Source organism: Ruegeria sp. N8, assembly GCF_056531325.1.
In genome coordinates, this window is sequence record NZ_JBQFLQ010000001.1 from 759,150 (window position 1) to 782,761 (window position 23,612).

Annotated in this window: 33 protein-coding genes and 1 pseudogene; 14 read left to right on the plus strand and 20 right to left on the minus strand. The window is 57.8% G+C overall.

Annotated elements, in window-relative coordinates; all coding sequences use genetic code 11:
- Nucleotides 1–10: 10 nt before the first annotated feature.
- Complete coding sequence (locus tag ACR0C5_RS03850; RefSeq protein WP_480874663.1) at nt 11–1,306, minus strand: helix-turn-helix domain-containing protein; 1,296 nt, start codon at nt 1,304–1,306, stop codon at nt 11–13.
- A gap of 177 nt (nt 1,307–1,483) precedes the next feature.
- Here ACR0C5_RS03850 and ACR0C5_RS03855 point away from each other — a divergent pair, with 177 nt between their 5' ends.
- From ACR0C5_RS03855 to aat, 4 genes are all read left to right on the plus strand, one after another.
- The gene (locus ACR0C5_RS03855) at nt 1,484–2,020 is read left to right on the plus strand and encodes a LuxR C-terminal-related transcriptional regulator (RefSeq protein ID WP_170770066.1); all 537 of its coding nucleotides are present in this window, start codon (nt 1,484–1,486) and stop codon (nt 2,018–2,020) included.
- 149 nt (nt 2,021–2,169) lie between these two features.
- Nucleotides 2,170–2,670 carry an acetyl-CoA carboxylase biotin carboxyl carrier protein gene (accB, locus tag ACR0C5_RS03860; RefSeq protein WP_170770065.1) on the plus strand — a complete coding sequence of 167 codons (501 nt, stop codon included), beginning with the start codon at nt 2,170–2,172 and terminating at the stop codon, nt 2,668–2,670.
- Nucleotides 2,671–2,679: 9 nt separating this feature from the next.
- Nucleotides 2,680–4,029 carry an acetyl-CoA carboxylase biotin carboxylase subunit gene (gene accC / locus ACR0C5_RS03865; RefSeq protein WP_170782801.1) on the plus strand — a complete coding sequence of 450 codons (1,350 nt, stop codon included), beginning with the start codon at nt 2,680–2,682 and terminating at the stop codon, nt 4,027–4,029.
- 48 nt (nt 4,030–4,077) lie between these two features.
- Nucleotides 4,078–4,710 carry a leucyl/phenylalanyl-tRNA--protein transferase gene (aat, locus tag ACR0C5_RS03870; protein ID WP_480874667.1) on the plus strand — a complete coding sequence of 211 codons (633 nt, stop codon included), beginning with the start codon at nt 4,078–4,080 and terminating at the stop codon, nt 4,708–4,710.
- On the opposite strand, the gene ACR0C5_RS03875 is transcribed toward aat, so the two are convergent.
- From ACR0C5_RS03875 to ACR0C5_RS03900, 6 genes are all read right to left on the minus strand, one after another.
- Complete coding sequence (locus tag ACR0C5_RS03875; RefSeq protein WP_170770062.1) at nt 4,665–5,033, minus strand: DUF2155 domain-containing protein; 369 nt, start codon at nt 5,031–5,033, stop codon at nt 4,665–4,667. The genes aat and ACR0C5_RS03875 overlap by 46 nt on opposite strands.
- Nucleotides 5,033–5,482: an outer membrane lipid asymmetry maintenance protein MlaD gene (mlaD, locus tag ACR0C5_RS03880; protein WP_170770061.1), complete on the minus strand. Its 450-nt coding sequence runs from the start codon at nt 5,480–5,482 to the stop codon at nt 5,033–5,035. Before mlaD ends, ACR0C5_RS03875 begins: the two co-directional genes overlap by 1 nt.
- 12 nt (nt 5,483–5,494) lie before the next feature.
- Complete coding sequence (locus ACR0C5_RS03885; protein WP_170770060.1) at nt 5,495–5,878, minus strand: NADH:ubiquinone oxidoreductase subunit NDUFA12; 384 nt, start codon at nt 5,876–5,878, stop codon at nt 5,495–5,497.
- A 79-nt stretch (nt 5,879–5,957) separates the two neighbouring features.
- Nucleotides 5,958–6,317, minus strand: a complete 360-nt coding sequence (locus tag ACR0C5_RS03890) for a RidA family protein (protein WP_480874669.1) — start codon at nt 6,315–6,317, stop codon at nt 5,958–5,960.
- Between the two features lie 62 nt (nt 6,318–6,379).
- Complete coding sequence (gene clpX, locus ACR0C5_RS03895; protein ID WP_170770058.1) at nt 6,380–7,645, minus strand: ATP-dependent Clp protease ATP-binding subunit ClpX; 1,266 nt, start codon at nt 7,643–7,645, stop codon at nt 6,380–6,382.
- 135 nt (nt 7,646–7,780) lie between these two features.
- Nucleotides 7,781–8,413 (minus strand): ATP-dependent Clp protease proteolytic subunit, encoded by a 633-nt coding sequence (locus ACR0C5_RS03900; RefSeq protein WP_170770057.1) that lies wholly within the window; start codon nt 8,411–8,413, stop codon nt 7,781–7,783.
- A gap of 320 nt (nt 8,414–8,733) precedes the next feature.
- Between ACR0C5_RS03900 and ACR0C5_RS03905 the strand changes: the two genes are divergently transcribed.
- The gene (locus ACR0C5_RS03905; protein WP_170770056.1) at nt 8,734–9,075 is read left to right on the plus strand and encodes an ArsR/SmtB family transcription factor; all 342 of its coding nucleotides are present in this window, start codon (nt 8,734–8,736) and stop codon (nt 9,073–9,075) included.
- A 7-nt stretch (nt 9,076–9,082) separates the two neighbouring features.
- Here the strand turns inward: ACR0C5_RS03905 and ACR0C5_RS03910 are convergent, their stop codons facing one another.
- Nucleotides 9,083–10,204 (minus strand): zinc ABC transporter substrate-binding protein, encoded by a 1,122-nt coding sequence (locus ACR0C5_RS03910; protein WP_170770055.1) that lies wholly within the window; start codon nt 10,202–10,204, stop codon nt 9,083–9,085.
- A gap of 93 nt (nt 10,205–10,297) precedes the next feature.
- On the opposite strand from ACR0C5_RS03910, the gene ACR0C5_RS03915 reads away from it, so the two are divergent.
- From ACR0C5_RS03915 to ACR0C5_RS03930, 4 genes are all read left to right on the plus strand, one after another.
- On the plus strand, nt 10,298–10,777 hold the full coding sequence (locus ACR0C5_RS03915) for a Fur family transcriptional regulator (protein WP_480502737.1): 480 nt from the start codon (nt 10,298–10,300) through the stop codon (nt 10,775–10,777).
- Entirely contained in the window at nt 10,756–11,517 is a 762-nt protein-coding gene (locus ACR0C5_RS03920; protein ID WP_480874674.1) for a metal ABC transporter ATP-binding protein, read from the plus strand. The genes ACR0C5_RS03915 and ACR0C5_RS03920 overlap by 22 nt, the downstream gene beginning before the upstream one ends.
- Entirely contained in the window at nt 11,517–12,311 is a 795-nt protein-coding gene (locus ACR0C5_RS03925; protein ID WP_170790437.1) for a metal ABC transporter permease, read from the plus strand. Before ACR0C5_RS03920 ends, ACR0C5_RS03925 begins: the two co-directional genes overlap by 1 nt.
- A 74-nt stretch (nt 12,312–12,385) precedes the next feature.
- Entirely contained in the window at nt 12,386–12,523 is a 138-nt protein-coding gene (locus tag ACR0C5_RS03930) for an entericidin A/B family lipoprotein (RefSeq protein ID WP_170770051.1), read from the plus strand.
- 1,078 nt (nt 12,524–13,601) lie between these two features.
- Here ACR0C5_RS03930 and ACR0C5_RS03935 read toward each other — a convergent pair.
- From ACR0C5_RS03935 to ACR0C5_RS03965, 7 genes and pseudogenes are all read right to left on the minus strand, one after another.
- Entirely contained in the window at nt 13,602–14,051 is a 450-nt protein-coding gene (locus ACR0C5_RS03935) for a hypothetical protein (RefSeq protein ID WP_480874677.1), read from the minus strand.
- A 116-nt stretch (nt 14,052–14,167) separates the two neighbouring features.
- Nucleotides 14,168–14,482 (minus strand): hypothetical protein, encoded by a 315-nt coding sequence (locus ACR0C5_RS03940; RefSeq protein ID WP_237215608.1) that lies wholly within the window; start codon nt 14,480–14,482, stop codon nt 14,168–14,170.
- A gap of 253 nt (nt 14,483–14,735) precedes the next feature.
- Nucleotides 14,736–15,464, minus strand: coding sequence for a hypothetical protein (locus tag ACR0C5_RS03945; RefSeq protein ID WP_480874679.1), 729 nt, complete (start codon nt 15,462–15,464; stop codon nt 14,736–14,738).
- Complete coding sequence (locus tag ACR0C5_RS03950) at nt 15,454–15,957, minus strand: hypothetical protein (RefSeq protein ID WP_480874682.1); 504 nt, start codon at nt 15,955–15,957, stop codon at nt 15,454–15,456. Before ACR0C5_RS03950 ends, ACR0C5_RS03945 begins: the two co-directional genes overlap by 11 nt.
- A 53-nt stretch (nt 15,958–16,010) precedes the next feature.
- Entirely contained in the window at nt 16,011–17,810 is a 1,800-nt protein-coding gene (gene lepA / locus ACR0C5_RS03955) for a translation elongation factor 4 (RefSeq protein WP_170355008.1), read from the minus strand.
- 86 nt (nt 17,811–17,896) lie between these two features.
- Entirely contained in the window at nt 17,897–18,208 is a 312-nt protein-coding gene (locus ACR0C5_RS03960) for an RNA ligase family protein (protein ID WP_480874744.1), read from the minus strand.
- Nucleotides 18,209–18,252: 44 nt separating this feature from the next.
- Nucleotides 18,253–18,450: pseudogene (locus tag ACR0C5_RS03965) on the minus strand (RNA ligase family protein); the annotation flags it as partial.
- Here ACR0C5_RS03965 and ACR0C5_RS03970 point away from each other — a divergent pair.
- From ACR0C5_RS03970 to ACR0C5_RS03980, 3 genes are all read left to right on the plus strand, one after another.
- The gene (locus tag ACR0C5_RS03970; RefSeq protein ID WP_480502900.1) at nt 18,355–18,618 is read left to right on the plus strand and encodes a hypothetical protein; all 264 of its coding nucleotides are present in this window, start codon (nt 18,355–18,357) and stop codon (nt 18,616–18,618) included. The pseudogene ACR0C5_RS03965 and the gene ACR0C5_RS03970 overlap by 96 nt on opposite strands.
- Before the next feature lie 67 nt (nt 18,619–18,685).
- The gene (locus ACR0C5_RS03975; RefSeq protein ID WP_170770048.1) at nt 18,686–18,994 is read left to right on the plus strand and encodes a hypothetical protein; all 309 of its coding nucleotides are present in this window, start codon (nt 18,686–18,688) and stop codon (nt 18,992–18,994) included.
- 66 nt (nt 18,995–19,060) lie between these two features.
- Nucleotides 19,061–20,002 carry a LysR family transcriptional regulator gene (locus ACR0C5_RS03980; protein WP_170790435.1) on the plus strand — a complete coding sequence of 314 codons (942 nt, stop codon included), beginning with the start codon at nt 19,061–19,063 and terminating at the stop codon, nt 20,000–20,002.
- Here the strand turns inward: ACR0C5_RS03980 and ACR0C5_RS03985 are convergent.
- Complete coding sequence (locus ACR0C5_RS03985) at nt 19,999–20,442, minus strand: low molecular weight protein-tyrosine-phosphatase (RefSeq protein ID WP_480874747.1); 444 nt, start codon at nt 20,440–20,442, stop codon at nt 19,999–20,001. The two genes, ACR0C5_RS03980 and ACR0C5_RS03985, sit on opposite strands and share 4 nt — an antisense overlap.
- A gap of 28 nt (nt 20,443–20,470) precedes the next feature.
- On the opposite strand from ACR0C5_RS03985, the gene ACR0C5_RS03990 reads away from it, so the two are divergent.
- A complete protein-coding gene (locus tag ACR0C5_RS03990; RefSeq protein WP_480874685.1) occupies nt 20,471–21,166 on the plus strand; it encodes an NAD-dependent deacylase in 696 nt (231 codons plus the stop codon).
- A 61-nt stretch (nt 21,167–21,227) separates the two neighbouring features.
- A complete protein-coding gene (locus ACR0C5_RS03995; RefSeq protein ID WP_480548793.1) occupies nt 21,228–21,836 on the plus strand; it encodes an HdeD family acid-resistance protein in 609 nt (202 codons plus the stop codon).
- Nucleotides 21,837–21,912: 76 nt separating this feature from the next.
- Here ACR0C5_RS03995 and ACR0C5_RS04000 read toward each other — a convergent pair whose 3' ends face one another.
- The 4 genes from ACR0C5_RS04000 to rpmB all read right to left on the minus strand — a co-directional run bounded on the left by ACR0C5_RS04000 (nt 21,913) and on the right by rpmB (nt 23,468).
- Entirely contained in the window at nt 21,913–22,386 is a 474-nt protein-coding gene (locus tag ACR0C5_RS04000) for a copper chaperone PCu(A)C (RefSeq protein ID WP_480874689.1), read from the minus strand.
- 44 nt (nt 22,387–22,430) lie between these two features.
- Nucleotides 22,431–22,781 carry a hypothetical protein gene (locus ACR0C5_RS04005; protein WP_331252654.1) on the minus strand — a complete coding sequence of 117 codons (351 nt, stop codon included), beginning with the start codon at nt 22,779–22,781 and terminating at the stop codon, nt 22,431–22,433.
- 83 nt (nt 22,782–22,864) lie between these two features.
- Nucleotides 22,865–23,014, minus strand: coding sequence for a hypothetical protein (locus ACR0C5_RS04010; RefSeq protein ID WP_214646780.1), 150 nt, complete (start codon nt 23,012–23,014; stop codon nt 22,865–22,867).
- Between the two features lie 166 nt (nt 23,015–23,180).
- Nucleotides 23,181–23,468 carry a 50S ribosomal protein L28 gene (rpmB, locus tag ACR0C5_RS04015; protein ID WP_170326827.1) on the minus strand — a complete coding sequence of 96 codons (288 nt, stop codon included), beginning with the start codon at nt 23,466–23,468 and terminating at the stop codon, nt 23,181–23,183.
- Nucleotides 23,469–23,612 lie beyond the last annotated feature (144 nt).

A 23,612-nucleotide genomic window follows, 5' to 3' on the forward strand; every position in this document is an offset into this window, starting at 1 on the left:
CGGGAAACTGTCAAAAACCTTCGCTCAGAATCGATGGTTCGCGGCGCGACGCGCAATCATCGTTGGGGCACACCCGGCAACTGGGACCTACACGTGCGACGGCCTGATCACTGGGCTGACCCTCTTCAACCGACCGGACCAACATGACCGAATGGTAAACAGGCGCATCATCGTAGCCTGCGACCCCTTGCGGCCACGCGTAGGCAAAGCAATCGAACTCGGCAGCCGAGCGACCAAGCTGCACGATCCGGCGACGGATCGGAACCAGAGGGCGATTCAGCGCCTGAAACAGGGGCCAAAGGGGGCAGGCCTCGCCAAATCGGGGCATTGCAAAGCCCGGAACGGATTTGGTGAACAGGATGCTGCCGGATGCATCGCAAATAACCAGCCCTGTCGGTCGCCGCAGCACGCCTTCGGGCAAAGCCGCAAGTCGCCGCAGGACGGTCGCGATATCCACGTTGAATTGAGCAGCCAGTTTCAGCGGGTCTGGCTCTGCACCGTCCAGCACCGCTTTCACCGCGTCCAAAGGCATAGCACGTGCATCGGTTGCATAGACGTCCAGAAACCCGCGGGTCACAGTCCGGGCCGCCGTCGAATCAAAACCGCTCAGGTCCAAGTCTGCAGGGTCCGCACCAGCCTCGATCTCGGGGAAATGATGGTCGTGACGTTCAAAGAACGCCTCAACATCTTCCAGCGGCACCCCGCGCCGATCATCGGCGGTTTCGGTGTCGTCCAGGTAAGCCACCAGCGATTTGGAGCTATCTGCCAACCTCTCCGCATCCTGGTGAAGGTTGCGGTGGAATCGATCCTGCCATTCAGGCTCAATCTCATGCGTTTCAGCCAGAATGGCAGCTGTGGACCGAATCGCGGCGGCGGTCGACAGCACCTCGTGCATCGAGGCCGCCAAATGCGGGTCATGGGTCAGACGGTCGGACAGGGTTTCAACGGTGCGTTCCAGCGAAACTACCCGGCGGTGCATCTGCGCCAGAACCCCCGCCCAACCGGGAAACCGCCCAGCAAATTCCTCAAGCGCATCAACCTCAGCCTGCTGACCAACTGCGTCTACCGCTGCCTCACGCAGGGCCGAGATTAGGGTGGCTTCGATCCCCTGCGTCAAGACCGAAGGCTCAACCGACAGAGCCGCCGCAATATCGACCAGCAATTTCCCCCCGATCCGGCGGCGATTATGTTCGATCAGGTTCAGGTAAGAAGCCGAAATACCCACACGGCGCGCCAGTTCGGCCTGACGCAGACCAGCGATCTGACGCCTTTCGCGGATTCGACTTCCTGTCAGCGCGTCCCTCATAGCTGCACTTTCCCTGTCATTGTCCGTGGAATTTTCGGAACTCTTGATATATTTCTATTACTTATAGTCAAATTTTCCCACCATATTTACAACCTTAACAAAATCACAGATCAAGCCAGGAACATATTCCCGGCCTTCCCCCTTCTCATCCCACTAAAATCCCGGCACCATAGCGGGATGAGCGACCCCGCCTTCGAATATGCCCCAATCGGCCTTGTCGAGCTGGAGAACCGGATCATCCGACGGTGCAACTTGCAATTCGCCCGCACCTTTGGCGGGGAAGAATTCGAGTACCGCAACATGCCTCTGCTGCACCTTTACCCCTCGGTCGCGGATTGGGAACGGATTGGCGCGCGCAGCCTTCAAGTGATGCGTGACACAGGATATTACACGGACGAACGGGTCATGCGGCGGCGCAATGGCGACCTGTTCTGGTGCCGTGCACGCGGTCGGTCCCTAACGCCGGACGACCCATTCCGGCATGGAATCTGGAGTTTTTCCGACATCTCGGAAGAACGCCCCTTGGTCGAGTTGACCACGCGCGAGCGCGAGGTCGCGATCCTGTCCTGCCGTGGCCTGTCGGCCAAGGAAATCGGCGTGGAACTGGGCCTGAGTTACCGCACCATCGAGGCCTACCGTGCCCGGCTGCTGGAGAAATTCGGAGCGCGAAAACTACCGGAATTGGTAGCGAAACTTTCTGGAATGCCGCTCTAGGTTTATTTCCCTACCGAAAACTTAACCAAACCCGGTTCAGACAGGCCGAGACGCGCTTTTCATGGCTGGACGCATAGATTATAACGCTGCGTAATCAGATCAAAGCCCGCAACTCACAGACGGGCCAAGGGGAACCGTCGAGGACACTCATGACAGACACTAAACACGAAGCGGATGTGGCATTCATCAAGGCTCTTGCCGAATTGCTACGCGAAAACGACCTGACCGAGTTGCAGGTCAAACGCGAATATGGCGAAGAAGACAGCCTGAACGTGCGCGTCAGCCGCATGAACCAAGCCGCAGCCGCTCCTGTTCAGGTTGCCGTCCCGGCAGCAGCCCCCGCTGCTGCCCCAGCAGCCGCACCTGCTGCTGCTCCGGCCGAAGCCCCTGCGGCAGCCGAAGACCCCGCTAGCCACCCCGGTGCCGTAACCTCGCCTATGGTGGGCACCGTTTACATGCAGCCCGAACCGGGCGCGCCTGCCTTTATCTCGGTCGGTGCGTCGGTGTCCGAGGGCGACACGCTGCTGATCGTGGAAGCGATGAAAACCATGAACCACATCCATGCGCCGAAATCCGGCACCATCAAGCGTATTTTGGTGGGCGACGGCGACGCTGTGGAATTCGGCACGCCTCTGGTCATCGTTGAGTAAGGCGGGCCCATGTTCGACAAAATCCTGATTGCCAATCGAGGCGAGATCGCCCTGCGCGTCATCCGCGCCGCGCGCGAGATGGGGATTAAGACGGTCGCCGTGCATTCGACAGCCGACAGCGACGCGATGCATGTGCGCATGGCAGACGAGTCGGTTTGCATCGGCCCTCCGCCCAGCCCGCAAAGCTATCTGTCCGTGCCCGCTATCATCTCAGCCTGCGAGATCACCGGCGCGCAGGCGATCCATCCCGGCTATGGCTTCCTTTCCGAGAATGCCGAGTTCGTGCAGATCGTAGAAGATCATGGCATAACTTTCATCGGCCCGACCGCCGAACATATCCGCGTCATGGGTGACAAGATCACCGCCAAGGACACGATGAAAGAACTGGGCGTGCCTTGCGTTCCGGGTTCCGACGGCGGCGTCCCCACGCTGGAAGACGCCAAACGTATCGGCGAGGAATTTGGCTATCCCGTCATCATCAAAGCCACCGCCGGTGGCGGCGGACGCGGCATGAAAGTCGCGATGAACGCGGATGAGATGGAAAGCGCCTTCATGACCGCGCGTGCCGAAGGCAAGGCTGCCTTTGGCAATGACGAGGTCTATATCGAGAAATACCTTACCACGCCCCGCCATATCGAGATTCAGGTCTTTGGTGATGGCAAGGGCAATGCCGTCCATCTGGGCGAACGCGATTGTTCCTTGCAGCGCCGCCACCAGAAAGTGTTTGAAGAGGCCCCCGGGCCATGCATCACCCCCGAGGAACGCGCCAAGATCGGCAAAGTCTGCGCGGACGCGGTGGCCAAGATTAACTATATCGGCGCGGGTACAATCGAGTTCCTGTACGAAAACGGCGAGTTCTATTTCATCGAAATGAACACCCGCCTGCAGGTGGAACACCCGGTGACCGAGGGCATTTTCGGCGTCGATCTGGTGCGCGAGCAAATCCGCGTGGCGGCCGGCGAAGACATGTCGTTTGGTCAAGACGATCTGGAGATCAATGGCCACGCCATCGAAGTTCGGATCAACGCGGAAAAGCTGCCCAACTTCTCGCCCTGCCCCGGCAAGATCACAGCGTATCACGCGCCGGGTGGTCTGGGCGTACGGATGGATTCGGCGCTCTATGACGGCTATTCGATCCCGCCCTACTACGACTCGTTGATTGCCAAGCTGATCGTACAGGGCCGCGACCGGGCCGAGGCGCTAGCGCGTCTGGAACGTGCCTTGGGCGAGCTGATCGTGGACGGTATCGACACCACCGTGCCTCTGTTCCACGCCTTGCTGCAAGAGCCTGATCTTCACAGCGGTGACTACAACATCCACTGGCTGGAGCACTGGCTTGCGGAGAACATGGCCGATTAACACAACCCGGTCGAAGGGCCTTGGCCTTTCGACCGCGGGATGTCCTGCATGAGCCTCTCGCCGGAACTTTTGCTACATGGCTATTCCGTCGGCATTTTTCCGATGGCCGAGCACCGCGACGACCCGGAGTTGTTCTGGGTCGATCCCAAGTTTCGCGGCGTGTTTCCGCTGGACGGGTTTCACATTTCTCGCAGTCTGGCGCGGCGGATGCGCAAATGCGGATATTCGATCAGCATCAATCAAGACTTCGCTTCGGTGGTCGATGGCTGTGCCGACCGCGCAGATACGTGGATCAATAGCGAATTGCACCGGCTCTACCAACAGCTTCACCGCTCGGGCCATGCGCATTCGCTGGAGGTGTGGGACGAATCCGCGTTGGTTGGCGGCGTCTATGGCGTGACCCTTGGCGCAGCTTTCTTTGGTGAGAGCATGTTTTCCCGCCGTACGGATGCGTCGAAAATCGCGTTGGCCTATCTGATTGACCGGCTGCGAAGAACCGGATTCCAGCTATTCGACACGCAGTTTTTGACAGCGCACTTGGCCTCTCTGGGCGCGATTGAGATACCGCGCGTGCAATACCGGCAGGAACTGGAAGAGGCAATCAAACTTGAGGCTGACTTTGTCGCGGCTTTGGATCAATCCGCCGAAGGCGTGATACAACGGATGACCCAGACGTCATAGCGCGCGTGATCCAGGGCGTTCAACGCCGGAGCTGTTGCAATCATCCAACCGTCAAACAGTTGATCTGTCTTACCATTTTCCCAAATCGTCAGATAGGCAAAAGCGTCACCGGTCGGGTTCTCGGCCGGATATCGGCAGTCGCCCAAGGCAACATCCAAACCAAAGATTGCCTCGGTCTGACCATTTTGCATCTGGATATCCACGGTCTGGCCGCTGACTTTGTCCAACCCGCGCAACATCGCGCCCGGCCCGGATTGGACCTTTTGCTGGGCCGAAACGCCCGTTGCGGTCAACAATGCCGCGACAAGGGCTGCGCGTCGCATCAGCTGCCGTCCCCGGCAACGAATTTAACCAGCAAAGAGATCAGGCTGACCGCGCCCTGCGTGTCGGTAACTTCGTCACCCGGCTCAAAATAAAAGGGCGAACCACCAGGCATTACCTCAACGAAGTTGCCGCCCAGCAGCCCTTCGGAGGAAATCACGATCGCGCTGTCATCAGGCACCAGAATGCCGTCCGATATCGAAAAGGTTGTATCTGCGCGGTAGGTATCGGAATTCAGGGTTACCCCCGTCACAGTTCCGATTTTAACCCCGGCAAGGCGCACATCTGTCCCTACGCCCACGCCCTCCAGCGACCGGAACGAGGCCCCCAGTTCGTACCCTGTACCGCCCTGCGACAGGCCGGTGGATTGACTGGCATAGATGCCAAACGCAACGGCACAGGCTAAAACAGCGCCGCCAACTAGGACTTCGGTTACGTTGTAGCTCGACATAAATTGCCTCGTTTATTCGGGGCTCCAGGCCTCGTAATCGGAACGTTCAATCGGGTCCGGGCGGCGCAGCGACCCAGCCGGTGCATATGCCAGCGCTGAGCCCGTCAGGTTTTCCTGATGCGGTTTTTCCCATGATTTATGCGCCAGCGGCTTGTCCGTCGGTGGTTCATCCCACGTGCGGTGCAGCCAACCGTGCCAGTCAGGATCAATGCGGCTGGCTTCGGCCTCACCATTGAAGATCACCCAGCGCTTGCTGTCATCGGCGTTGCGATAAAAGACGTTACCCTGGTCATCTTCGCCAACCTTCTCACCCTTGCGTGCAGTATAGATCTGCGTGTTCAAGGTCGCCCCGTTCCACCAAGTCACGGCTCGCAAGAGATTGTTCAGGATACCCATGGGCTGCCTCCGGCAATTCTGTTTCCGCAGATATGGACCAAAGGCGCGCCAAGGTCCAGTCTCACAAGGATCACACCTGTCATTCCGGCAGATATGCGGTCACTTCGATTTCAATCCGGTATTTCGGGTCAATCAACCCACATTCGATCATCGTTGCCGCCGGTGGGTTCGCGCCGAATGTCTCGCTCAGGATTGGCCAGCAGGGTTCGAACTCGACCTTGTCAGGCAACATGTACGTCACGCGGACCACGTCAGCAAACCCAGCTCCAGCCTCGGCCAGCGCCTTTTCAATGATCGTCAACGCCGAACGGCACTGCTCGACCACGTCATTGCCTTGCCCGACTGTGCCCGCAACATGGACCCAGCCACCTGCAACTACAGCCCGGCAATATCCGAGTTTGGCTTCAAACTCACCACCGGACGAAATACGTTTGATCATTCCTGCGCCTCACAAGAAAAAGGCGCGGAAAACCGCGCCGTATGTGTTTGAAATTAAGCGGGTTACCCGGCTGACGCAGATTCCGCTGCATCCGCATAGATGATGAGCGGTTGCGACTCTGAGGTCACGGCCTCTTCGTTGACCACAACTTCGGTCACGTTTTTAAGACCTGGAAGTTCGAACATCGTATCCAGCAGGATATCTTCCAGGATCGAGCGCAGACCACGTGCCCCGGTTTTCCGTTCGATCGCCTTCTTGGCAATCGCCTTAAGTGCGTCATCGGTAAAGGCCAGCTCGGCATCTTCCAGCTCGAACAGACGCTGGTATTGCTTGACCAGCGCGTTCTTGGGCTTGGTCAGGATCGTAACCAGAGCATCCTCGTCCAGATCCTCAAGCGTTGCCAGAACCGGCAGACGCCCAACGAATTCCGGGATCAAGCCGAATTTCAACAGATCTTCGGGCTCAAGATCTTTGAAAATCTCGCCCACGCCCCGGTCATCATTGTCACGCACATCAGCACCAAAGCCCATGGCCGAACCTTTGCCGCGCTGCGCGATGATCTTGTCCAGACCCGCAAATGCGCCACCGCAGATGAACAGGATATTCGTGGTGTCCACCTGCAGGAATTCCTGCTGCGGATGCTTGCGTCCGCCCTGCGGCGGAACGCTGGCCACTGTGCCTTCCATCAGTTTCAGCAGCGCTTGCTGCACGCCCTCACCCGAAACGTCGCGGGTGATCGAGGGGTTTTCGGACTTGCGCGTGATCTTGTCGACTTCGTCAATATAGACGATGCCGCGTTGCGCACGCTCGACATTGTATTCCGACGCTTGCAGCAGTTTCAGAATGATGTTCTCGACATCCTCGCCCACATACCCGGCTTCGGTCAGGGTCGTTGCATCCGCCATGGTGAAGGGCACATCCAGAATACGCGCCAGCGTCTGGGCCAGCAGCGTCTTGCCGCAGCCGGTCGGGCCGATCAGCAGAATGTTGGACTTCGCCAGCTCAATATCGCTGCCCGCTTTCTGGGCATGGTTCAGACGTTTGTAGTGATTGTGAACCGCAACCGACAGAACCCGCTTGGCGGTGGCCTGACCGATCACGTAATCGTCCAGAACCTCGCAGATGTCCTTGGGCGTCGGCACCCCGTCGCTGGACTTCAGGCCGCTGGCCTTGGTCTCTTCGCGGATGATGTCCATGCACAGTTCGACGCATTCGTCACAGATGAATACTGTGGGTCCGGCAATCAGCTTGCGCACCTCATGCTGGCTCTTGCCGCAAAAGCTGCAATAGAGCGTATTTTTGCCGTCGCCGCCTGAATTCGTCGCCATGTTATACCTTTCGGGCTTCGTCTCTGCGGCCCCGCCCGGGGCCGCGTTTGCCGCTTGTTGGTGCAGCTTAGGCCACCACCGGGGCGGCTACAATCTCAAAAATGTACCCAACGTGGTCAACACGGGCACAGATTCCTACGCGTCGTCCCCGTCCATTTTTGCACGATTTTCGACGATTTCGTCGATATGGCCCCATTCTTTTGCTTCTTCCGGGCTCATGAAATTGTCACGGTCCAGCGCCTTTTCAACCGCCTTTTTTGTCTGACCTGTATGGCGCACGTAAATGTCATACAGACGATCCTTCAGCTTTTGCGTCTCGGCCGCGTGGATCATGATATCGCTAGCCTGACCCTGATAACCACCGCTGGGCTGGTGCACCATGATCCGGCTGTTGGGCAGCGAAAAGCGCATCCCCTTCTCGCCCCCGGCCAGCAGTACCGACCCCATCGAGGCCGCCTGACCGATCACCAATGTCGAACATTTCGGCTTGATATACTGCATTGTGTCGTAGATCGACAAACCGCTGGTCACAACGCCGCCGGGCGAATTAATGTAGATCGAGATTTCCTTGTTCGGGTTCTCGGCCTCAAGATGCAGCAACTGGGCCACGATCAAATGGCTCATCCCGTCATGGATCGGGCCGTTGATGAAAATGATCCGCTCTTTCAGAAGGCGCGAGAAAATATCATAGGCGCGTTCGCCACGGCTTGTCTGTTCGACCACCATGGGGACGAGCGTATTCATATAGGTATCAACGGGATCGAACATACGGAACCTGCCTGCTTTGCTATGGATCGGGACAATACCCGAAGAAACGTTACCCGAGTCTTAGTGCTGCCACTGAGGGGCTGCAAGGGGGGCCAAAGACTTCTGTATCTTCTTGTGCAAATGAGACCGTTCGGACTCGAAAAACACGCATCTTACACACAGAGCCTCACAATCATGTGCAAGCATCATCCCATCACGTCATTTTGATTCATGCATATGGGGGCAATTGGTCAAAATACAGGCAGACGGCCTCCGCACAGCGGAGATCATTGAAAATCGAAAACACTCGCCCGTCGACCGGGCCCACAAGGAAAATATAAATGGCACTGCTCCAGATTTCACAGGATATGTCACCTCAGAACCTCGAACAGATCGCGGGGAACGCAACGGACGCGTCGAACTTCCTGAAAGCCATTAGCCACGAAGGGCGGCTGATGATCTTGTGCCATTTGGTCTCTGGCGAAAAATCGGTCACCGAACTGGAAGAACTTTTGTCGGCGCGACAAGCCGCAGTGTCCCAACAACTGTCTCGCCTGCGTCTTGAGGGGCTGGTCGCGCCCCGACGCGAGGGCAAGGCGATCTTCTACCGTTTGGCAGATGATCGCCCCCGCCGGATGCTGGAACTTGTTTACGAGCTGTTTTGCACCGAAGAAGCAGCCTGAGCGCGGCTCAGGACCCGCTGGCACAATTCACGTAACCCTGCGCCATCCCCAATAGCATCGCCGAGTAATGATCGGTTCCGGGGGTGACGTCGACGCCAAGCGGGTCCAATTCATAAACTCCGGCCCCAGAACCTTCGATCGCTGTCTCGACAAGGCGCGTGTCGTATTGAGGTTCGGCGAAGGCACATTGGATTGAATCCTCTGCTACCTTCTCTTGCAGCGCGGCCAGTCGCGCAGGCCCAGGGTTGGACGCATCGCCGAGACTTACGGAGCCGGATGTTTGCAGCCCAAAACGGTTTTCGAAATACTGATAGGCGTCGTGGAACGTAATAAACCGGTGATCCTGCATCCCAGCGATTTTTGTGGCAATCTGGGCTTCCAACTCAAGCAGCTCCGCATTGGCGCGCTCTGCATTTTCCCTGTAAATGGCGGCGTTCTCCGGGTCTGACGCGGCCAGCGTCTCAGCAATGACATGGACCCAAACACGCCCGTTTGCAGGGTCGAGCCAGGCATGCGGGTCGACGCCGTCATGATCATGACCATGGTCATCGTGGTCTGCGTGGTCGTCATGATCATCGTCGTGGCTGGCGTGATCATCATGATCCTCGTGCGCCGCGTGCTCATCATCTTTGTCATGACCGTCATGATCGTCATGTCCCGCATGTTCTTCATGATCTTTGTGATCGTCATGCCCGGCGTGATCGTCATGTTCTTCGCGTTCATCATGCGAATCGTGACCATCGTGGTCTTCATGTTCGTCATGATCGTGATGGTCATCTGCAACCACGTCGCGGAATTCATACAGCACCGTACCTTCCGCATCCAACAAAGTGACGAGGCGCGCATCGCCAGACAGTGCATCCAGCGGCTTCTCCATCCATGGCGTTAGCTCTTCGCCGACCCAGAACACGACATCGGCCGATTGCAGCGCCCGCGCTTCGGATGGGCGCATGGCGTGGTCATGCGGCGAAGATCCGGCCGGGATGATCAACGCGGGCTCTCCAACACCGGTCATGACCTGCGCGACCAACGAATGAACAGGCGCAATATCCGCCGCCACTTTGGGCGGTTCGGCGACCGCCTGACTTGCCAACACAGAGCCCACAGCACAAAGAACTGACCGTCGCATAATTACCCTCGAATGATATGTTATTACATTTCTAGGTCGCTTGATATGCCCGACGTTATAACATATCAAGCCAAAAATAATTCGGAGCACCGGATGAGCACCGTCGGTTTCAGACAGCACGATCACGCCCATTGCGTACATACCGCCCTCGCCCAAGCCGAGGCGAAATGCAAAGCAAAACGTTTGCAATTTACGCCAGTTCGACGGCGTGTTCTTGAGATTTTGCTGGAAAAACACAAGGCTATGGGTGCTTATGACATCCTGGCCGTGCTGGCTGCGGAAGGCATGGGGTCACAACCCCCCGTGGCCTATCGGGCACTGGATTTTCTGGTGCAACACGGCTTTGTCCACCGCATTGAGCAGCTCAATGCCTATGCAGCATGCGCGCACCCCACCCATGATCACGTACCAGCCTTTCTGATTTGCCGATCTTGCAAAGCGGTCGCCGAAACCGAAACCGAACTGACGCAGGGCCGTCTGGGCGTTGCCGCAAACACATCCGGCTTTCAAATCGAACGTGTCGTGGTCGAGGCTGAGGGCCTGTGCCCGGAATGTATTGGAACACAGGCGTGACGACCCCACTGATCACTCTCAAGGACCTGACGATCCGGGTGGATGGGCGCACAATTCTGGAAAACGTCAACGCATCGGTGTCCGAGGCTGAGATCGTGACGATTGTCGGTCCTAACGGATCGGGCAAGTCAACATTGTTGCGCGCCATGATCGGTGCGATCCCGCCAGCAGAAGGAACAGTCCACCGTGCGCCAAACCTGAGCATTGGATATGTCCCTCAGAAATTGGCGTTGGATGCGGCCCTGCCGATGACCGTTCAGCGTTTCCTCGGCCTACCCCGACGGGTCCCGGCACAAGAGGCTGTTCAGGCCCTTGAATTGGCAGGTGTACCGGATCTCAGAAACCGGCAAATGACCAAACTGTCCGGCGGGCAGTTCCAGCGTGTCCTTCTGGCCCGCGCCCTATTGGAGAAACCCCAAGTGCTTCTGCTGGATGAGGCCACGCAAGGGTTGGATCAACCGGGCGCCGCGGCCTTTTACCAAAGGATCGAGCAGGTGCGCCGCGATATCGGCTGCGCAGTCGTCATGGTCAGTCACGATCTGCACGTGGTCATGGCGGCCTCGGACCGGGTTCTGTGCCTGAACGGACATATCTGCTGTGAAGGGTCGCCGCGAACGGTTGCTGATGCGCCTGAATACCGTGCGCTGTTCGGCAGTGGCACTAAGGGGACCATGGCGCTCTACCAGCATCAGCACAGTCATTCGCATGACCATGATCACTCGCATGATGAGGCACATTGATGCTGGATGACTTCATGGTGCGCGCAGCGCTGGCTGGTGTTGGCGTGGCGATTGCCGCGGCCCCTTTGGGTTGTTTCGTCGTTTGGCGCCGAATGGCTTATATGGGAGAAGCCACGGCCCATGCCTCGGTCCTTGGGGTCGCGCTGTCGCTTGCTTTCTCGCTTCCGCTTCTGCCCGCGATCCTGGCCTCGGCCCTTACCATGGGTTTGGCCGTAACGTTGTTGCGCGGCAAAGGTTTTGCCATGGACACTTTGCTGGGCGTCATCGCACATACCGCGCTGGCGGCAGGTCTGGTGACGGTGGCGCTGTTGTCAGATGTACGTCTTGACCTGAACGCTTTTCTGTTTGGCGACATTCTGGCCGTGACCAAAGGGGACCTTGCCACCATCTGGATCGGAGGAGCGCTGATCCTGACAGTGATGACACTCAGGTGGTCTGCTTTGCTGGTCGCCACGCTGAACCCCGATCTGGCCTATGCATCAGGCATCGACCCCAAACGCGAGGAGCTTTGGCTGACCCTCGCCATGGCGCTGGCCGTTGCAGTCGCAATCAAAGTGGTTGGCATCCTGCTGATCGCCGCACTGTTGGTCATTCCGGCAGCCGGGGCGCGGTCGCTGGTCAAAACCCCGGAAAGCATGGCTGTTTTCGCCGCCGTGATCGGGTCCCTCGCCGCTTTGGGTGGGCTCGGCGGTGCCTATCTGGCCGACACACCGGCGGGTCCCAGCATCGTCTGTGCCGCCGCTATAATCTTCCTGCTGACCGCGCTTTTTGGCCCTTTCATCCGCAAGGACTGATTCCGCTGCAAAACGCTGGTTTCGCTTTTGAAAAACTGCTAGGCACGGCATAGCAAACACCTATGGAGACACAGATGATCCGCACCGCTCTGATTGGACTGACCCTGCTGGCCCTGACCGCCTGCGAAACTGCAAAAGGCGTTGGTCGGGATATCGAGAAAGCCGGGGACGCAATTACCAACACGGCAAGCGACGTTCAGGAAAACATCTGATCCCCTCCATTTTGGGGCAAGAACTTTGCCGCCCTCAATATATTGTTGAATGATCCAGCATATCGTGGCTATAATAGAGCCACAGGTGCATAGACGCGGCATTGCATATCTGACACGACGTTGGGGTTCTTGTGGTCACACAAGAACCCCTTCTCGCATTTGGCGAAAGGTAAGTGGCAGTCAGATTGCCCAATAGCCTGGGAAAAGGAAAAGGCGTCAGGTGCGCAGACGCGGTCTTTGCATGTGCCCTTGCGGAACACTCCTGACGCCTTGCCGGTTCGGCACACCCGAGGGACGCACCATTCCAGTTGTCTCGGCCCCCGCAGGAACCGCGACCACCGTGCCACGCTAGTGAAAGCGCATCACAGCCCGCATTGACCATCTGAGAAGGTTTCGAAACGGTCCGACCATGATGCCCGGACCACCTTGAAACCAGCCGGTAACCCGCTGCGATCACAGAAAAACCCGAAAGTTCCCCATCATCCGCGTAGCCCCTTTGGCCTTTGCGTCCCGCCGTGACCCCTAAAGGCCTTGGCGATAACGAAACTGTTACATCCGATCCGCAGTCCGGCAAGAAAATAGCACCGCAGCATGAAAATTAGCCGTGGATAAAGTGTTGATATCCGCAGGGATGAATTTGTGGACAAGTCTGGAAACCCAGCCGCGAGGGGCTGTTGAGTACGGAAAACTCCCGTCTGTGAAAAATGGCCTCCTTCGCACCCGTTTCTGCACCCGCAAATGGGTTTCCTGAAGGTGCAGAGGCAGAATCACGTTGCCAATCCGAATCAAACCGCGCAATTCGACCTGAAAAACCAGAGAGCTCGGGCGACAGCATCGAACCACTGCAACACCGCGCTGAAGGTCGCGGGCCCAATCCCCTGCCGCCAAGAGACGCCGCGTATCTGGCGGAAAGGACCAAAAGCCTGTTGCATGTGGGGCGCGCCGCCGCCCGAACCGCCTCCTCCCTGCGGAGACGGGTAGTCCTGAGAAGCGCCCTGACCCGGCCGGAATTACCTACTACGCCGCGGCATACCTTAGCAGCCGGTACCCCCTACAGCCCGTCCGAGTCAGGGTCGCTTCAGTTCACCTGCCGTTCCAGAACGGTGCTGTAGGTCGTTCCACGACGCAGGCTACGGAAATCCGCGTAAATTTTGCCGTCCTCATACCGGGCATCAATCAGCGCATTCACACCGATCTCGGGGTTGGCCGAGCTTTCGACGATGCTGATCCGGGTCGGGTCATCCAGACTGATGGTGCCAGTCGCGTCCATCACACGCCAGGTCTGAGCCGCATTCGGACGCCACTTACTGGGCCCCCAAAACACATTGTCCTGCTGCTTTTGGATATCCAGAACCCACTCGGCGTTGGTGAACCGAGGCGCGTCCCCGGTCGAGGTCCGGTTCGGCCCGACGGCGGTATAGCTGCCCGTCCACGTCCCGCGCAGGTCCGGCGTATCGGCTGCGGCTGCGGTGGCAAGGCTGAGGCTCGTGGCCAAAGCGGCTGCTCCGGCAGTCATAAATCTGGTCATGGTCTCTCCTCCATTTGTGTCCGGGCCGATGCTGGCCTGCTCAACAGATTGGGAGGAGGCGGACGCGTTACAACATTTGTGAAGGAAGCTTCATGAAGGGTTTAGATTGCGGTTAATCAGGCCCACGCCAAGGCGGTTCCGGCGACAACTAAGGCAATCCCGACCCCTTCCCGCATCGAGAAGTCTTCACCGAACAAGAAGAACGAGGCGATGGCGATCAGCACAACCTCGGCCCCCAGAATGCCGGTATAGATGATGCCCAACCGCTCCTCGCGCAGCGCGGCAAGCTCCAGCGTTGCGGCGGCCAGCAGGGTTGCCACGATCAACAGGCTAAGGCCGAGGCCGGGGATTTTCCACCAGAACTTCATCGAGATCATGGCAATGGAATAGAGACCTGCCGATCCGAGCGCGATGATGGGGACCATGGACATAGGGGCCTCCTGCCGAAGTTGCCGTGGGGTTAAGTGTAGCAGGAAGGCGGGGACGAGACTGTGAGTTGGGTCACAGTTGTCCGATCAAAAGAACCGAGGGCAGCGCCGGCCCGCGGGGTGGCGCAAACGCGCCGCCCGTTTTGCCGGAGGCAAACCTTCGGTTTGACGGGGGCGGGTCGGCGCGGCCCGGCGGTGCTGCCGGGCGGGTGGGTTGATTGACCCCGGAGAAATTCGTCTGAATTGCTCACTAGCCTTACAATGAGAACGGCTCGAAAACATTCAAAATCAAAGTCTCAACATGATGAGCTGTCGTGTTTTCGTTTAGTCTAAAGCTATTAGGATGTCCGCAGGCATTTCTGCGATCCAAGCACTCTTTCAACGCAGTTTTGACGTTCTTTCCAATAACTCCCAGAACTTCCGAAACATCCAAGAATTCCCCTTCTTTCATTCTCGACATATCATCAAGGTTCTTCGCTGGCCGCCATTTTGCGTTTCGTTTCAGGGCTTCGGAGTTAAATGCAGGCAATCCAGAATTCAGCACCTGAACTTTCAACGTGTGAACTGCAGCCACCCAAGACATTATTACTGCAGAACGATATAACCCGTGCTCTAATGCGGAGATTACTTCGGTCAAGAACTCCTTTGTTTCATCCTCGGATATCTGCTCCAAAAGACCTCTAAGCGACGTATTCAACTTAGCTGTCGGTGGTTTCGTTGAGACAAAACCAATCTCACTTAAGTATTCCGCGCCTCTATCAGTCAATTCCCAACCATCAGGTAGGGAAATGACCAATCCGCTTGCGCGATTGAGGACCGAAGAAATGTTCCATCTTCGCGCAGAACGAGCCCCATTCTGGACCAATGCATCCTTAATTTCGCTAGTTTTTGAGGCGACTCCTAAACAGGCAATCGCCGCCAAGGCCGCATCTTGTTGCTTCGGTCTTGATGAAAGGAAATTTCTTAGTTCAACTTCAGTTGCCAAGTTTTCCCTCTAACTCGGTGATTGCAGTTGCCGACAGCGCGAACTTATCCGCCGATTGCTCTCGCAAAAAGTCGTGTTTGAGAAGCGAGGTCATCAAGGTTCCACTGTTCTTGGTGTGGGTCGATGATTTGAAGAACGACGTTGCCTTTCTGGCTTCCTCCAGGATTTCGTCCTTAGAAAAAGTCTCACGTCCTTGTACTAAATGAAGGCTTGCCGCCGCTGCTTTGAGAAGATCAACGCCTTTAGTGCAGCCTATCTTGTTAGCAATCGCATTCATCGAAAGCCCTTTCAGACCATCGCGCGCAACCGCTTCTACGATAGGCTGTTCGACGTGATCGCTAACCGCTTCCGCACGATTTTGCTGTGCTGGAACTCTCAAGGAAACTACTTTTTCACAAAGCTCGGTAAAATTGTTTTCTAAGAAAGTAACCGGGCCCTCAAATTCAATTTCTAAAGAGCCATAGTTCACTTTCAACTTTGCAGTATCTGTCATTCTCACCTCATCAAATACGACTTGTGAGAATTGACGACTTAGTTACGGTGGTGTCAACTATCCATCTTCAACGCAGAAATAAACGCCTCCTGCGGAATATCGACCTTCCCGAATTGACGCATCTTCTTCTTACCCGCCTTCTGCTTGTCCAGCAGCTTGCGTTTCCGCGTGGCGTCGCCTCCGTAGCACTTCGCGGTCACGTCCTTGCGCAGCGCCGAGAGGGTCTCGCGGGCGATGACCTTGCCTCCGATGGCGGCTTGGATCGGGATTTTGAACATGTGGCGCGGGATCAGGTCTTTGAGCTTTTCGCACATCGCCCGGCCCCGCATCTCGGCCCGGTCGCGGTGAACCATGGTTGACAGCGCATCGACAGGCTCGTCATTCACCAGCACCGACATCTTGACCAGATTATCCTCGGTATAGCCGGTCATCTGATAGTCAAAGCTGGCGTAACCCTTTGTTACCGATTTCAGGCGATCATAGAAGTCGAACACAACTTCGTTGAGGGGAAGGTCGTACACAACCATCGCGCGTGACCCGGCATAGGTCAGGTCCAGCTGAATGCCGCGGCGGTCCTGACACAGTTTCAGCACGTCGCCCAGATATTCATCGGGCACCAGAATGGTCGCCTTGATGCGCGGTTCTTCGATATGGTCGACCTTGGAGGGATCAGGCATGTCGGCGGGGTTGTGCAGCTCGATCATCTCGCCGTCTTTCATGTAGACGTGATAGATCACCGACGGCGCGGTGGTGATGAGCTCGATATCGTATTCACGTTCGATCCGGTCGCGAATGACCTCAAGGTGCAACAGCCCAAGGAAGCCGCAGCGGAAGCCAAAACCAAGTGCCGCCGAGGTTTCCATTTCGAACGAGAACGACGCGTCGTTCAGCGCTAGCTTGTCGATCGCGTCCCGCAGGTCTTCGAATTCGGAACTGTCGACGGGAAAGAGGCCACAGAACACCACCGGCTGCGCGGGCTTGAAGCCGTCCAGCGCGTCCTCAGTCCCGTTGCGGTCATTGGTGATGGTATCCCCGACGCGGGTGTCGCGGACCTGTTTGATTGAAGCGGTCAGAAAGCCAATCTCACCGGGGCCTAGGCTGTCGACCATCTCCATCTCGGGACGGAAGACGCCGACGCGGTCGACGTGATGAAGCGTGCCGTTGGACATGAACTTGACCCGCATGCCCTTTTTCAGCGTGCCGTCCATGATGCGGACCAGAACGATGACACCCAGATAGGCGTCGTACCACGAATCCACCAACATCGCCTTGAGCGGCGCGTCGAGATTGCCCTGCGGCGCGGGCAGTTGCTGCACGATGGCCTCGAGCGTCTCGTGGATGCCCTGCCCCGTCTTAGCCGAGACCTGAATGGCGTCGGTCGCGTCGATGCCGATCACATCCTCGATCTGTTCGGCCACGCGGTCACAGTCGGACGCGGGCAGGTCGATCTTGTTCAGCACTGGCACGATCTCATGATCGGCGTCGATGGCTTGATAGACATTCGCCAGCGTCTGCGCTTCGACCCCTTGGGTCGAGTCCACAACCAGCAGAGACCCTTCGACCGCACGCATGGACCGTGAGACCTCATAGGCAAAGTCCACGTGGCCGGGGGTATCGATCAGGTTCAGCACATATGCCTCGCCATTGTCGGCGGTATAGTCGATGCGGACCGTGTTGGCCTTGATGGTGATGCCGCGTTCCCGCTCGATATCCATGCTGTCGAGCAGCTGTTCCTTCATGTCGCGATCCTTGACCGTTCCGGTCTCTTGGATGAGCCGGTCAGCAAGGGTGGATTTGCCATGGTCGATATGCGCGACGATGGAGAAATTGCGGATATGAGCGAGGTCTGTCATAGCGACGGGATATGGTTCGAAAACAGTCGCTGGTCAAGGTGGGACAGCCCCATGCGAACGCCTTTGTTCGCATGGCTTGTCGGATGTCATGCAAGCTCGTTTTTGATCGGTTCGGCATTCACCCAATGCGTGTCGCTTTGCACATGATCTTCGCGCACATACTTGGCTAGGCGGGTTGGCATATCCTGTTCCGAAAACGCAGCCATATCACGAACCACGAAACCCTCTTGCCTATCGCGATTGAGGTTGGAAAGAACAGTGCTAACAACCTGATCCGAAAACGGCCCGCGATGCAGTTCTGGTACCGGCGCGATCCCAAGTTCGGCAAAGCGAAAGAGAGTCGCATCCCAGGCCTGAACCTCCTCTTGTTTGATCCATACAAACCCAGAAAATAGGATGGTAAAGCGCGATACACGATAGAGTGGCGTGCAAAGAGATACTCGCCAACAATACGCTCATTCTCGGCCAGTTGAGGTGAGATACCAGCCGCAAAAGCTTTCATCCAATCGCGCGACGGATGGTATCGGGCATCAAGGCTGCGTGGATGGCAGCCCTGACTGTGGATTGTCGTATTCTCACCGTCCATTTTCTCGGTGAAGACCACCTCATCGGCGGCAACCAGCCCGTCGACACTGCGCATAATTTTGTCATCGCTGGTAGCCCCAGGGGATTGTGGCAAATGGAATGTGCGGCCGTATTTCTTAAGCATTTTATTTTCAAATCCGTTGGTTTGCCTAAGCAAATGCGACTTTGCTCCACTGCCCAATCACATTTTCGCACCCCCCGATTGATCCCGAAACCAGTTTGATTCATACTCCGCGAAAGGCCGAGAGGGGCGCAAGATCCCTCCGGGCAGGCAAAAACGAGGCTCGAGCATGAAAAAGTTCCTCCTGATCGCATTCTGCGCTGCGTCTGTGGCAACCACTCCGCTGGCCGTCGGGGCCGCTCAGATCAAACAGGCATGTCTGGCATCCGACCGTTCGGCAGCGACACGCGACCGATGCAGTTGCATTCAGCGCGTGGCCGATCAGGCGCTGACGCGCAGCGACCAAAAGACCGTCTCGAAATGGTTCGCTGATCCTCATAAGGCGCAGGAGTTGAAGATGTCGCGCAGCGCGCGCGATGATGCTCTTTGGGATCGGTATCAGAATTTCGGCCAGATGGCGCAGGCGATCTGTAGCTAAACACCTCAGCATCCTTGACCTGACCCGTCCTGCGCCGCAGAAAAGGCGCAGTGAAAGGGGTGTGCGATGGTGATAAAAGGGCTGACTTTGCGGGGCCTTGAAGTGTTCGAGGCCTTGGCGCGCACCGGCTCGGTGGCGCAGGCGGCCGAGATCACCGGGCTCAGCCAGCCATCGGTCAGCCAGCAATTGCGCAATCTGGAAAACGCATTGGGCACCGAACTGGTCGACCACGGACGCCGACCAATGCGGCTGACGCAGGCCGGGCGCAGCTTTCTGGCCCGCGCTGAGACGGTTTTGGCCGAATTGCAAATGGCCCAGAGCGAATTGACCGTGATGGATCTGGGCCATCTGACTACCCTGTCCATCGGGCTGATCGACGATTTCGACAATGACCTGACACCCAGACTGGCGACATTGCTGGCCGACAGCTTGACGCGTTCGAAATTCAAGCTGATCACCCTGCCCAGTCTTGATCTGTTTGCCGAACTCGAGGCACAGCGCCTGCACCTGGCCGTCTCGGCCCATTCCGGTGAAGTGCTTGAGGGCGTAGCCGAATACCCTCTTGTGCAGGATCCTTTCATTCTGGTCACCCCTAAAGGAGCGCAGGATGCGGTGCAGACCCTACCCTTTCTGCGCTACGCCCGTGAACAGCTTATCAGCCGCCAGATCGAGGCCCATCTGGCCCGCCAGAAGCTAGAGTTCGAGGAACGGTTCGAGATCGGCTCGCATCTTGCGCTGATGGCAATGGTCGCGCGTGGCCTCGGCTGGGCCATCACCACGCCCTTGGGGTTCATGCGCGCCGCCCGGTTCCATGAAGGGCTTGAGGCGCACCCTGCCCCGTTTGGGGATTTCTCGCGGATGATTTCCCTGTTCACCCGCACTGACTGGTCAGATCAGGTCCCGCAAGAGGTGGCCGATATGATGCGCCGCCTGATGCGCAGCCAGATCGTGGACCCGGCGCTATCGCAACTGCCATGGCTGGAGAGCCGGCTAAAGGTGATGGGCTAAGCGCGCAGATGCGTCTCAAGGCCTACGACGGCCGCTTCGATCAGGTCCAGCGCTCCATCGAAATCGCGGGTATAGTAGGGATCGGGCACATGGTCCGCACCAGTTTGCGGTGCAAAATCGGTCAGCAAACGAACCGGGGTGTCGTTGCCCGCAGGGCGCAGATCCTCGATATTCGCGATGTTGTCGGCATCCATCCCGATGATCAGATCGAACCGGTGGAAATCCTCGGTCACGAATTGCCGCGCCCGTAGATCGTCCAGCTTAATTCCGCGGGCCCGCGCCGCTTTTTGCATCGGCCCATAAGGCGGATCACCGATATGCCAGCCCGAGGTCCCGGCGCTGTCGGTGACAAAATGGGGCGCACGGGTACGAAAAGCACCTTCGGCGGCAGGAGAACGGCAGATATTGCCCAGACAGACAAACAGGATACGGTGGCTCATGAGGCAAGGTGTAGCGCGTGAGGCAAAGATGGGAAAGATCGTCATTCTGACAGGTGCCGGGATTTCCGCCGAAAGCGGTTTGGGCACATTTCGCGACGAAGGCGGTCTGTGGTCCCAGCACCGGATCGAAGACGTCGCCACGCCCGAGGGCTTTGCACGTGATCCAGCGTTGGTTCACGGCTTTTACAACGCCCGCCGTATTCAGGCTGCCAAAGCGCAGCCCAACGCCGCCCATCTGGCGCTCGCCCGCCTGCAACGCGACTTTCCGTCGGAGGTTGTGATCGTCACCCAGAATGTTGACAACCTGCACGAGGCTGGCGGGGCCGAAAACGTCCTGCACATGCACGGCACGCTTGCAGGAGCACTCTGTGCCACTTGCGATCATCGCTGGACTGCCCCACCCGAGATGTCCGTGGGCGAGGTTTGCCCGGCCTGCACCGCCCCCTCTGCCCGACCCGACGTGGTCTGGTTCGGCGAGATGCCGTATCACATGGACCTCATTTACGACCACTTGGCAGGGGCGACCGTATTTGCATCAATCGGCACGTCGGGTCAGGTCTATCCGGCGGCCGCGTTCGTGCACGAGGCCGCCTTGGCCGGAGCGCGAACGGTTGAACTAAACCTTGATCCCTCGGATGGCGCCTCGCGGTATGATGAAGTCATTCTGGGCCCAGCCACTCAGATCGTGCCGCAGTGGGTCGACGGATTGCTGACCCAATCCTAACCTGCGGTTGAAAAACGATTTATTTTGGGGCTGAATAACCCTGCCAATACCGGAGGCCCCAATGACCGACCCGAACAACCCCCAGCCAGAGATCCTTGAGGCACACAGCATGGACAGCCGCGATGCGCTGGGCGATCAACTGGCCAATCTGTGGTGGACCTTCCTGCTGCGCGGCCTTCTGGCAGGCGCGCTGGGAATTGCAGCGCTGTTCTGGCCCACGGGTAGTATCGCACTGCTGCTGCGGCTGGTGGGGGTGTTGCTGGTATTGGATGGCGGCCTCACCCTGCTGGGGTTCGGGCGGCGCGGCCTGATCGGCGGTGTTGGCGTCGGCGCGCTGCTGATCGGTCTGGTACTACTGATCTGGCCCGAAGGCGTCGCGCGCTTGACCTTTTTCCTGCTAGGCGCATGGGCGCTGATCGTGGGGATCGGCGCGCTGATGGCGTGGCGACAAATGCCCGAACACAACCCAGATGCGGGGACTGTTCGCAATTCGGGGATCGTTGCCCTAATCATCGGGCTGGTCCTGTTGTTTTGGCCCGGTAGTGGCATGGTCGCGCTTGGCTGGGCGATCGCCTTCTCAGCCCTGGCCTTCTCTGCCGTCATGTTCTTTCTGGCAGCCCGCTTCAAACGCGCCCATGACCGGGTCGCCCCGCGTGTCGTTAACCGCTAAGGCGCAAACAGGCCGGGTTTTACCCGGCCTGACGCATGGATGACGGCCGCATCGCGGCTCGAAGACAGGCGTAGGCCTAGTTAGAATGCGACCCTTGGCCGCCCGTATCGTGACGTTCCAAATCGACGGGAACCTCGATCACGACCTCACCGGCTTTTTCGAAGATCAGCGTCACAGGAACCGTCTCACCTTGTTCGAACGGAGCGGCAAGTCCCATGAACATCACATGGTCGCCGCCGCGTTTCAGCATATGCGACTCGCCCGCCGAGATCACAAAGCCTTCCTCAACATGGATCATCTTGGCAACGCCGTTTGCATCGATCTCGTGGGTATGCAACTCGACCCGCGCCGCCGCGTCGGATTGCACACCGATCAGCCGGTCCTCGGCATCGCCACTGTTTTTAATCACCATAAAGGCCGCCCCGGCCTTGGCTGCTTTGCCAGCCGAACGCGCATAGGCATCCTCGACCGTGATAGTTTCCTGCGCCATAGCCACGGAAGCAAAGGTAACGGCGGCCAGCACCGCCGTGAATTTGGATGAAAAGGGCATTGCGCCTCTCCTGACTTGAGAATTTGAACGAACTGATTTTGCGATCAAATACCGGCCGGAGGCGCGCGCGCCGGATGACGTGGACGGGGTGCCGCGATCAGATTTCCGCGCGTGCGTGCCGGCACGGCAACCTTGGGGCGCGGCGCAGGCGGAACGTCCACATGCGGCGCGTCAATCGCCCCCAGCAATGTCAGCGCATAGTCCGGACAATAGTGCGGCGGTTGCGTCGGTTGTCCTTCGGCGTCCATATAGACGACCACCGGCCCTGTGCCCGTACACAGCACCATCTGCCCTACAGCGGCGTCCACCCCGCGCGAGGCCGCAACGCTCTGACCGGTCAGGACAACCAGCAGCGATAGCATGTAAGGCAAGAGATATTTCAGAACGGGTCTCACTCTGACCCACGGTATAAGCCCGAGGGAAAGCGGGCTTCAAGCACAATCGGCAGCGCTAGAAGCCCTTGGTTTAAAATGAACCGTCAGCGGTCCAGTTCCGGTCGTTTTACGGACCCTTTGGTCAAGCTCGTATGCAGCCGGTTCACCTGACGTTGCATCCGAAAACCTGTCCCAAAGGTATTGCCGAAAAAACCGGTCAACAGGGCAAGAAAATCGTAGGATTTGAAAGACATGAGAGTGAACTCCGCCAGATGAATATGACTTAACTTAACCCTACGTCAGCCAACTGTATGTGAACATTGTCACGCTGGAAGTGCTTTTCTCATAATGTCTTGACTGTAAACGAAAAGACCCCGCACCGGACAGGTGCAGGGTCAAAATTCGCAGATAGGAAAAAGCTTAGGCGGAGGCCTGTGCCTTAGCGATTTCTTTTTTCACTTTCAGCGCGTTGGCCGACAGCTCTTCGTCCTTGGCTTTGGCCAGGAACGCGTCCAGACCACCGCGGTGGTCGACCGAGCGCAGCGCAGCCGCCGAGATGCGCAGCTTAACGCCGCGGCCCAGAGCTTCGGACTGCAAGGTGACGTCGTTCAGGTTGGGCAGGAAACGACGACGAGTTCTGTTTTTGGCGTGGCTGACATTGTTGCCAGTCATCGGGCCTTTTCCGGTCAGTTCGCAACGGCGCGACATGGTTTCTTCCTTTGTTTCTGGAGGCCAGGCAAAACGCCCTCGGCCAAATCACAAGGGGCACAACCCGAAGTCGCGCCCGAAAACTGGTTGGATGCGTTTAGTGGGAATCGCCGAGAGGGTCAAGACGGATCAACGGAATTCTTT